The sequence below is a fragment of the Pseudomonas sp. GW821-FHT04C07 genome (assembly GCF_059420325.1).
Genome location: NZ_JBWKTM010000004.1, coordinates 366,434 through 373,628, shown reverse-complemented (window position 1 = coordinate 373,628; position 7,195 = coordinate 366,434). Strand labels below are relative to the sequence as shown.

The window sequence follows — 7,195 nt, the reverse complement described above, 5'->3', positions numbered from 1 at the left end:
GGAACGATCAAGACCATGAACGTCGCGTAAGGCGAGTTCAGCGTCATCGAGCGTTAGGGTGAAACAGGTGTAAACCTATTTCAGGACTAGACACGTCTGTTGGGTGCGAGCACTCAGACAGTGACGTGCAAGCGCACATCGACGTTACCGCGAGTGGCGTTGGAGTAAGGGCAGACCTGGTGTGCGGCGTCGACCAGCGTTTGTGCTTCAGCTTGCTCCAGGCCGGGCAGGTTGATGTGCAGGTCTATGTCCAGTCCGAAGCCACCCGGAATCTGGCCAATGCCGACATGGGCGGTGATCGAGGCGTCGTCGGGGATTTTGCGTTTGCTCTGGCTGGCAACGAATTTCAGTGCGCCGATGAAGCAGGCGGAGTAACCGGCAGCGAACAGCTGCTCAGGGTTGGTTGCCTCGCCGCCGGCTCCCCCAAGTTCTTTCGGGGTGGAGAGCTTGACGTCGAGGATGTTGTCGCTGGAAACAGCACGGCCATCACGGCCACCGGTAGCAGTTGCAACAGCGGTGTAGAGAGTTTGCATGGTGTAAGCCTCTTTTTTGATGGCTGTATGCGCTAAATATTTGCGCGCTAAGTAAGTGCGAGATAAATGTAGCTCGCAAATAGTTAGCGCGCAATATAATTTTTATGCAAGCAACGTTCAGCGCCCAGAAGCTGAAGGATGACTGTCGGCGTGAGGCTTGGTTTAGAGCGCTTGAGTAGCGCTCAGAAAATTTTCGTCGTGATGAATTTTGTTTGGCTGGGAGGGCGCCTTCGCGGCCAGCTCCTGATGCCAGTAAGCTTAAGGAATTTCAGGCTCAACGCATTCCACCGCAGGTTCGCGTTAGTCGCGGGGGGAGTGACAAAAGCGCGGGTGAGCGCTTACAGGCTGTCTTGCAAATGACTGCGCAAAGCCAGCAAATCGGCCTGCAACTTGCGTATCTGGTCCAGGGTCTGGCCGCTCGCGCCAAGGATGCATTGTGGAATATCCCGCGCCTTGTCCCGCAGGGCGTGGCCTTGCGCGGTCAATTCAACGATCACCACGCGCTCGTCTTCACGGCTGCGGGTGCGGCTTAACAAACCTTCGGCTTCGAGGCGTTTGAGCAGAGGTGTCAGTGACCCCGGGTCCGTCAGCAAGCGGGTGCTGATCTCGCCTACGGTCAATCCGTCGCGTTCCCACAGCACCATCATCGCCAGGTATTGCGGATAGGTCAGACCTAAAGCTTGCAACAGCGGCTTGTAGACCTTGGTCATCAACAGCGATGTGGAGTGCAGGGCGAAACATAGCTGGTTGTCGAGCAGCAGTTGGTCGCAGTTATCGGGGGTGGAGCTAACGCTAGTCATTTTGAGGCCTTGATCGTTACTCGCCCTGAATCTAGCGGGTGAATCTTTAATGCGCTAGATAATTTTTGGGTCAGCGCCAACCGAGGTCGCTTTGCAGTGCCAGATCCCAAGGCGGGATCGGGCTGAACCGGCCCTTGAGGTACTCCAGCAACAACCGACTGCGGGAGTTGGCTTGCTGTTCCAGACGCAAGGCATAAATACCGGTGGTTTCCGGTTTGGGCAGCCCACTTTCGCAAAACAGTGGTAGCAACTCACCGCGCAGCAGGTGCTCACTGATCAGCCAGGTCGGCAGGTGGGCGATGCCCAGCCCTGCAAGTGCGCCGAAGAGTAGCGCTTCGGCATTATTGGCACTCATGCGCATGCGCTGCGGGCGGTGCTGTTGCAGTTGCCCGTCCAGCTCGAAACGCCAGGCGAAAGGGGGTGCCAGACCATCCCAGTCGAGGCCATCGTGCTCGCTCAGTTCCTTGGGATGAATCGGCGCGCCGCGGCGTTTCAGGTAGGCAGGGCTGGCGCAGGCAATCCGCACCATGCTGGCCAAGGGCGTGGCGACCAATCGGGTATCGGCCATTTGCCCGGCCCGCAGCACCAGATCGACTTTGCCCAGGTTCGAACCCTGCATATCGACAAAGCTGTCGATCAGGTGCAGCTGAACATCCAGCCCCGGATAGACCACCAGGAAGTCGGCAATCACCGGCGCCAGGTGGCGTCGGCCAAAAGCGGCCGGGGCGTCCACGCGAATCAGTCCTTCCGGGGCATTGCTCAGGGAGACGGCTTCGGCCCGGGCCAGACGTAGTTCGGCGACTATACGTCGTGCTCGCTCGGCAAATGCCAGGCCAGCCGGTGTCGCGCGCACGGCATGGGTGCTACGGGTGAACAGTTGGCTGCCGACTGCACTCTCAAGGCTGTCGATGCGCCGGGCTACCGCCGATGGCGTCAACGGATGGCGACGCGAGGCGGCAGAGAAGCTGCCGGTTTCCAGTACATCGAGAAACAGGCCGAGCTGATCGGTGAGGATATTGGGGTTCATGCCTGGGGTTTGCTTGTGCGGATTGGGCATAGCCATTGTGCGTTTCTGTGCGTTTCCACGCCAGTACAGACTGCGTAGCATGCAAAGCCAGACGTGAGGGGATCGCCTGTGATTGAGTTAGTGATGTATCTGGCATTTGGCGCAGCCTTGGGTACCGTGGGCGGTTTGTTCGGTATCGGCGGCGGCTTGATCGCGATTCCGGTGCTCGGTGTTTTGTTTGGTCTGGATCAGCAAATTGCTCAAGGCACGGCGTTGGTCATGGTGGTGCCGAACGTGATGTTGGCTTTGTGGCGCTATCACCAGCGCAATCGCATTGAGCTGCGCCACGCGTTGCCCCTGGCCTTGATGGGCTTTTGCTTCGCCTGGCTGGGTTCAATCTGGGCAGTGGGCATCGATGCGCGAGTGATGCGTATTGGCTTCGTCGCGTTTCTGATCGCCTTGTCAGTCTACAACCTTGCGCGAATGTTCATGGCCAGCGCCCCGGTCTCGGCGCAGATGCGTTACTCGTGGCCCTGGCTGGGCGTGTTGGGCGCAGCATCCGGGACCATGGGTGGATTGTTTGGTGTCGGCGGGGCAGTGGTCGCCACACCGGTGCTGACCAGCCTGTTCGGCACCAGCCAGGTCATTGCCCAAGGCTTGTCCCTGGCCTTGGCCTTGCCGAGTACCGGCGTCACGTTGGTGACCTACGCGCTCCATCACCAGGTGAGCTGGATGATTGGTTTGCCCTTGGCGGCCGGCGGTTTATTGAGCATCAGTTGGGGGGTGAAAATTGCCCACGCCATGCCGGAGCGACTCTTGCGCGGGCTGTTTTGCGGCTTCCTGGTGTTCTGTGCGGTGATGCTCACGTTTAAAGTTTGAAGCCTTCGACGATGTGCTCGGCCAGGCACTCGGTAATGGGCGATGGTGCGTTCAGGTTGCGCACCAGCATGATGCTGGCTTCAGGCAAGAGCGGCAGTTCTTCGGCATCACCGAGGATGCGCATATCCGAGGTGATCAGGCTCTCCAGTTGCGCGGTGACCGCCAGGCCGGCGCTGACCACCGCCATGAGCGCCGAGAGGCTGGAACTGTTATAGGCGATGCGATAGTCGCGCCCGGCAGCATCCAGGGCGTTGCAGGCCCAAATCCGGCAGAAACAATCGCTGTTGAACATCGCCAGCGGCAGCGGCGTTTGTTCGTGGGGGCTGAAGCATTGTGCCTCGGCCCAGACAAAACGCTCCTTGCGCAGCAACTGGCCAATCTCGCTGCCCGGTTCGCGGGTGACGATGGACAGGTCCAGGTCCTGGCGTTGCAGCAGTTGTTTTGATGACTCGCAATGCACTTCGATCTGGATCAAGGGATAGGCTTGCGCGAAGCGCGACAAAATCCCCGGCAAAAAGCGCATCACATAGTCATCGGGCGTACCGATGCGCACGGTGCCGACCATGTGCGGTTCGCGCAGCGTATTGAACACTTCACTGTGCAGTTTCAGGATGCGCCGGGCGTAACCGAGCAAAACCTGACCCTCGGCGGTCAGCCGTACCTGGCGCCCATCACGCTGAAACAGCTGGCGTTGCAGGACGTCTTCTTCAAGACGCTTCATCTGCATGCTCACCGCCGATTGGGTGCGATTGACCAATTCACCGGCGCGGGTAAAGCCACCTTGGTCGGCGATCGCGACGAAGGTGCGCAGGACTTCGGTGTCGATGCTTGGGTAGTTGGCCAATTGATCAATCTCTGAGATGTATTGCATAAGAAACATTCGTTGGATTGATCTTAGCTCCAGGACGAGACTTTAGTCATCCCCACTGGAGGGCAACATGATGAAAGGTCAAAAAGGTTATCTACTGGTCGAAAAATTTTCATTCCATGGTTTCTCCCTGCGTCCTTTGATGGAGAAAATCGCCCGCTGGCATCAGCTCAATCGTGAGCGTGCGCTGCTGGCGAGGATGAGCGACGAGGCGTTGAAGGATATCGGGATCAGTCGGGCCGATGTCGAGCAGGAAGCCGTACGCCCATTCTGGGACGACCCGATGCGCAAATGATTATCGGACAACTACACAAGCGGCTTCGTGGTGGGGTAGTTTGCGAGCAGACATGGAGATACACATGCCCGCAGAACTGTCCTTTTCTCTCAAACAGGCTCGGCGTCTGGCGCTGGCCGCCCAAGGTTTCTCCGGGCGCCAGCCGCCAGCGACGGTCAAATCGCCTCAACTCAACCGGTTGATCGAACGTCTGGGCATCCTGCAGATCGATTCGGTCAACGCTCTGGTGCGCTCGCACTACCTTCCTCTGTACTCGCGCCTCGGTCACTATTCGTCCGATTTGCTTGATCAGGCTGCCTGGAGTCAGGGCCGACGGCGCACGTTGTTCGAGTATTGGGGGCATGAGGCGTCTTTGCTGCCGCTATCAATGTATCCCTTGATGCGCTGGCGCATGCAGCGGGCGAGGCAAGGGGAGGGCATTTATCAACAAATGGCCCGATTCGGGCGGGAGCAGCAGGAGACGATTCGTCGAGTATTGACCCTGGTTGAGGAGCGAGGGGCTCTCGGCGCTGGCAGTTTGTCGACGCGTCAGGAGCGGGCGGGCCCCTGGTGGGACTGGAGTGCCGAGAAGCATGCGCTGGAGTGGTTGTTTGCCGCCGGTGAAGTGACTGTTTCAGGGCGTCGTGGTTTCGAGCGTCTTTATGATTTACCCGAGCGGGTCATTCCAGCAGCGACTCTTCAGCAACCGCTACTCAGTGAAGCCGAGGCCCAGCGCGGGCTGCTTGTGCATGCCGCGAGTGCGCTGGGGGTCGGTACTGACAAGGACTTGCGCGATTATTTTCGGCTTTCACCTGTCGACAGCCGCGCGCGTCTGGCTGAGTTGGTCGAGGCGGGTGAGTTGGTGGTTTGCGATGTTCAGGGTTGGCGGCAACCCGCCTATTGCCTGCCCGTGCCGAAAGTCCCGCGCGCAGTCGAGGTCAGCGCCTTGCTCTCGCCGTTTGATTCACTGATCTGGGAGCGTAGCCGCACCGAACGTTTGTTCGATTTTCGCTATCGGCTGGAGATCTACACGCCTCAGTCCAAACGGGTGTATGGCTATTACGTGCTGCCGTTTCTTTACAACGAACGAATTGCCGCTCGGGTCGATTTACGGGCTGAACGGGCTCAGGGAAGGCTGGCGGTGCATGCTGTGCATGAGGAAGAGCCAGGGCTGGATGAGCAGGGGATGCGGGCGTTGGCCAAGAATCTGCGACAGATGGCCGACTGGCTGGGCTTGCCGGAAATTCAGTTGAACTGCCCGCGTGCCAGTGCGGCGCGGTTGCGGGTGGCGTTGATGCAGGAGGAATGATCGTTCCCACGCTCCGCATCACGTTTTGGAACAGACGCAGAGCGTCCAGGGCGGCATTCCCACGCGGAGCGTGGGAATGATCAGCTCTTACTGACTCAACGGCGAACCTGTTTGAGTGTCTCGGCAATCAAAAACGCCAGTTCCAGCGACTGATCGGCATTCATTCGTGGGTCGCAATGGGTGTGATAACGGTCCGATAAGCCATCCTCGGTAATCGGCCGTGCGCCGCCGATACATTCGGTGACGTTCTGTCCGGTCATTTCGATATGGATACCGCCGGCATAACTACCTTCCGCTTCGTGCACCTGGAAGAACTGTTTCACTTCATTGAGGATCTGCGCGAAGTCGCGGGTCTTGTAGCCGCTGCTGGCTTTGATCGTGTTGCCGTGCATCGGGTCGGAACTCCACAGCACTTTCTTGCCTTCGCTTTCCACTGAACGGATCAGCTGCGGCAGATGGTCGCCAACCTTGTTCGCGCCCATGCGCACGATCAGGTTGAGGCGGCCGGGATCGTTGTCCGGGTTAAGGATGTCGATCAGACGAATCAACTCCTCGGTGTTCATGCTCGGACCGACCTTGACCCCGATCGGGTTGTTCACCCCGCGCAGGAACTCGACGTGGGCGCCGTCGAGCTGGCGCGTGCGGTCGCCGATCCAGAGCATGTGCGCCGAGCAGTCGTAGTAATCGTTGGTCAGGCTGTCGCGTCGCACGAAGGCTTCTTCGTAGTTCAGCAGCAGCGCTTCGTGGGCGGTGAAAAAGCTGGTTTCGCGCAGTTGTGGTGAGCTATCCATGCCACAGGCGCGCATGAAGGCCAGGGTTTCATCAATGCGATCAGCCAGGTGGCTGTACTTCTCGGCCAGGGCCGAGTTGGCGATAAAATCCAGGTTCCATTTATGAACTTGATGCAGGTCGGCAAAACCGCCCTGAGCAAAGGCGCGCAGCAGGTTCAGCGTTGCAGTGGACTGATGGTAGGCCTGCAGCAAACGATCCGGATCCGGCACGCGGCTCTTTTCATCGAAACCGATGCCGTTGACGATGTCGCCACGGTAAGCCGGCAGGGTCACGCCGTTGATGGTTTCATCGTTGGAGGACCGCGGTTTGGCAAATTGCCCGGCCATGCGGCCGACCTTGACCACCGGGCAGCCCGCCGCAAAGGTCATGACAATCGCCATCTGCAGCAATACTTTAAAGGTGTCACGGATTTTTGCCGCAGAGAATTCGGCAAAGCTTTCTGCGCAATCACCGCCTTGCAGCAGAAATGCCCGACCCTGAGTCACCTCGGCAAACTGACGGCGCAACTCCCGGGCTTCACCGGCAAACACCAACGGCGGATAACTGGCCAGGCTTTGCTCGACCTGCAACAAGTGCGCAGCGTCAGGGTAATGGGGTTGTTGCTGGATCGGCAGGGCGCGCCAGCTGTCAGGGCTCCAGGGTTGGCTCATCATGGACTCTAGTGTTTTACGGTCGGACATCCATGTTATCAGTAATTAGTGCGTGACCTGTTCCCGTTGGTTCGCGGACAATCG

Annotated in this window: 8 protein-coding genes; 3 read left to right on the top strand and 5 right to left on the bottom strand. The window is 58.9% G+C overall.

Annotation, left to right across the window (positions count from 1 at the left end; translation table 11 throughout):
- Positions 1–113: 113 nt before the first annotated feature.
- The 3 genes from AC07UI_RS10740 to AC07UI_RS10730 form a co-directional block, all read right to left on the bottom strand.
- Positions 114–533, bottom strand: a complete 420-nt coding sequence (locus AC07UI_RS10740; protein WP_494992469.1) for an organic hydroperoxide resistance protein — start codon at positions 531–533, stop codon at positions 114–116.
- Positions 534–871: 338 nt separating this feature from the next.
- The gene (locus AC07UI_RS10735) at positions 872–1,333 is read right to left on the bottom strand and encodes a MarR family winged helix-turn-helix transcriptional regulator (RefSeq protein WP_494992468.1); all 462 of its coding nucleotides are present in this window, start codon (positions 1,331–1,333) and stop codon (positions 872–874) included.
- Positions 1,334–1,403: 70 nt separating this feature from the next.
- Entirely contained in the window at positions 1,404–2,360 is a 957-nt protein-coding gene (locus tag AC07UI_RS10730) for a LysR family transcriptional regulator (protein ID WP_494992480.1), read from the bottom strand.
- 108 nt (positions 2,361–2,468) lie between these two features.
- On the opposite strand from AC07UI_RS10730, the gene AC07UI_RS10725 reads away from it, so the two are divergent.
- Positions 2,469–3,218, top strand: a complete 750-nt coding sequence (locus AC07UI_RS10725) for a sulfite exporter TauE/SafE family protein (protein WP_494992467.1) — start codon at positions 2,469–2,471, stop codon at positions 3,216–3,218.
- On the opposite strand, the gene AC07UI_RS10720 is transcribed toward AC07UI_RS10725, so the two are convergent.
- Positions 3,208–4,089 (bottom strand): LysR substrate-binding domain-containing protein, encoded by an 882-nt coding sequence (locus tag AC07UI_RS10720; protein WP_494992466.1) that lies wholly within the window; start codon positions 4,087–4,089, stop codon positions 3,208–3,210. The two genes, AC07UI_RS10725 and AC07UI_RS10720, sit on opposite strands and share 11 nt — an antisense overlap.
- Positions 4,090–4,159: 70 nt before the next feature.
- Between AC07UI_RS10720 and AC07UI_RS10715 the strand changes: the two genes are divergently transcribed.
- Both AC07UI_RS10715 and AC07UI_RS10710 read left to right on the top strand, forming a co-directional pair.
- On the top strand, positions 4,160–4,381 hold the full coding sequence (locus AC07UI_RS10715; RefSeq protein ID WP_494992479.1) for a DUF1127 domain-containing protein: 222 nt from the start codon (positions 4,160–4,162) through the stop codon (positions 4,379–4,381).
- Between the two features lie 64 nt (positions 4,382–4,445).
- Positions 4,446–5,669 (top strand): winged helix-turn-helix domain-containing protein, encoded by a 1,224-nt coding sequence (locus AC07UI_RS10710; protein ID WP_494992465.1) that lies wholly within the window; start codon positions 4,446–4,448, stop codon positions 5,667–5,669.
- A 95-nt stretch (positions 5,670–5,764) separates the two neighbouring features.
- On the opposite strand, the gene AC07UI_RS10705 is transcribed toward AC07UI_RS10710, so the two are convergent.
- Positions 5,765–7,111, bottom strand: coding sequence for a class II 3-deoxy-7-phosphoheptulonate synthase (locus tag AC07UI_RS10705; protein ID WP_494992464.1), 1,347 nt, complete (start codon positions 7,109–7,111; stop codon positions 5,765–5,767).
- Positions 7,112–7,195: the final 84 nt, after the last annotated feature.

Excerpts from the sequence above, each read along its gene's own strand:
- AC07UI_RS10740 (WP_494992469.1), bottom strand. The coding sequence starts at position 533 with ATGCAAACTCTCTACACCGCTGTTGCAACTGCTACCGGTGGCCGTGAT.
- AC07UI_RS10735 (WP_494992468.1), bottom strand. The coding sequence starts at position 1,333 with ATGACTAGCGTTAGCTCCACCCCCGATAACTGCGACCAACTGCTGCTC.
- AC07UI_RS10730 (WP_494992480.1), bottom strand. The coding sequence starts at position 2,360 with ATGAACCCCAATATCCTCACCGATCAGCTCGGCCTGTTTCTCGATGTA.
- AC07UI_RS10720 (WP_494992466.1), bottom strand. The coding sequence starts at position 4,089 with ATGCAATACATCTCAGAGATTGATCAATTGGCCAACTACCCAAGCATC.
- AC07UI_RS10715 (WP_494992479.1), top strand. The coding sequence starts at position 4,160 with ATGAAAGGTCAAAAAGGTTATCTACTGGTCGAAAAATTTTCATTCCAT.
- AC07UI_RS10710 (WP_494992465.1), top strand. The coding sequence starts at position 4,446 with ATGCCCGCAGAACTGTCCTTTTCTCTCAAACAGGCTCGGCGTCTGGCG.
- AC07UI_RS10705 (WP_494992464.1), bottom strand. The coding sequence starts at position 7,111 with ATGAGCCAACCCTGGAGCCCTGACAGCTGGCGCGCCCTGCCGATCCAG.